Source organism: Oceanobacillus limi, assembly GCF_900111445.1.
Classification (GTDB): Bacteria; Bacillota; Bacilli; order Bacillales; family Amphibacillaceae; genus Ornithinibacillus; species Ornithinibacillus limi.
The window spans coordinates 1-1,626 of record NZ_FOHE01000048.1 but is presented as its reverse complement, the minus strand read 5'-3'; the positions used below and the strand labels follow the sequence as shown (position 1 = coordinate 1,626).

Annotated in this window: 2 protein-coding genes and 1 pseudogene; all 3 read right to left on the bottom strand. The window is 34.7% G+C overall.

From position 1 onward, the window contains the following. On the bottom strand, positions 1–1,056 hold a 1,056-nt coding region (locus BMX40_RS19880; RefSeq protein WP_244513678.1), incomplete at its 3' end, for a terminase large subunit domain-containing protein. 3 nt (positions 1,057–1,059) lie between these two features. Continuing rightward, complete coding sequence (locus tag BMX40_RS20740) at positions 1,060–1,386, bottom strand: hypothetical protein (protein WP_244513679.1); 327 nt, start codon at positions 1,384–1,386, stop codon at positions 1,060–1,062. A gap of 27 nt (positions 1,387–1,413) precedes the next feature. Next, a pseudogene (locus BMX40_RS20855) lies at positions 1,414–1,572 on the bottom strand (helix-turn-helix domain-containing protein); the annotation flags it as partial. Positions 1,573–1,626 lie beyond the last annotated feature (54 nt).

Genomic DNA, 1,626 nt, shown 5'->3' with positions numbered 1-1,626 from the left:
GTCTAGTGATCCAATTGGTTTAGAGTTTAGTTCGAAAAATGGACGATCAGTTGCCATAATTTCTTCACGAGAGGCAACTGAGTTTTCCATATTGTCCTCAATAAAGTTCATACGCTTCGTAACAAACGCTGTACGACCAGAAGGATTATAGGATAATTTCGTATATTCTTTCATAACCGTATTAAACAAGCGTTTTCCTCGTTTGTTTAAAGGTTTTTGAAATGCTGGGTTAGCTTTTTCCCAATTATCTGGATCGTCCATTTCTTCTATGGCATCAAGTTCGCAAATGTAAGGAAATACTCCCTTGAATTCAATCAGGCCTTTTAAAATATCCTCACATTCTCGGTACTTAATATCAAAGTAACCTTCTCGAATAAAACCTTTTGTTCCAATAAAAAATTGTCTTCCACAATCTACTTTCCCAAGACCTCCAGAGAACACATCAACTATTTCTGTGCTTTCCATCTCATGGTATTCATCATAGATAACTGCACCTTCACGACCACCATCTTGCGAACTAGCATTACTAGTTTTGTACTCAAAAACAGATTGTGTAGTTAATCCTGTGATACTACTCTTAAAGGCTTCAAATTCTTCTTCCAAGACTTCATTTCCTTTTTTCTTGATGGTTCGAAAACATTCCTGGAAACTTCTTTTAGCCTGTTTTTCAGAATTGGCAACAATTGATACATCATAATAATCAATACCGTGTAATTCACTTATGAAGTAATTTGCAAGGGTAGATATAAATCCGTTCTTTCCTCCACCACGTCCCATATTAATGACAAACTCATCAAATACAGGTTCGTCATCTTCTTTACGGAATAAAAAAATGAATGGGGCTATGAAATACTCCCATTCATCTAATTCGAAATACCAAGTCTCACTAAATTCGATATAATTATTAATTTGTTCTTCATCAAAATAATAAAGGTCATCTCTTGGTAAAATGTGCTTTTCAATCAGTCCGATTAACAGTATTCTCTTTTTGTTAAGTAAGATCTTGCCACATTTCCATTTTTTAATGTAGTCTTCAACATATTTATTATGCAACATAAGCTATCGACCTAATAATTTCGATTTCCTATCCTTGCTGGGCTGTGGCAATAGTTCAGTTAATTGGTTAATGATTGACTGATAGGTTTTGTCGCGGTTGTCATAATTCTCAACGATTGGTCTTTTACGATCATAAGGTACCTGGTTTTCACTCTGAGAAAATTTTTCATACTCCCCATTTTCTAAGATGTCTTTCCAATTATCATCCAGTAATATTCTAAGTCGTGCAGCTTGGATGATTAATCCTTCAGCAACATCCAGTTGATTTTTGGGAATGTTTTTGAAAAGATTTTTCAAGCGTATTGTTTCTGTCTCCACTCTACTCTCCATATCGTCAATTCTATCGTTTAATAGATAAAGTAAAGATACATCCAATGCTTTTGCAATCCTTTGAATTACTTCTAAACTAGGGGAATTTCTTCCTTGTTCAAGGCTGGCATAATAATTTGTTGAAATGCCTGCCATTGCAGCAATATCAACTTGTGTCCACTTTTTCTCTTTTCGTTTTTCTTTCATCCGAAAACCAACTTTTTGCTTATCCAAACTAATCACCTTCTTTCTACACAGACC

Coding starts and splice junctions, on each gene's coding strand:
- BMX40_RS20740 (WP_244513679.1), bottom strand. CDS start 1,386: ATGGAGAGTAGAGTGGAGACAGAAACAATACGCTTGAAAAATCTTTTC.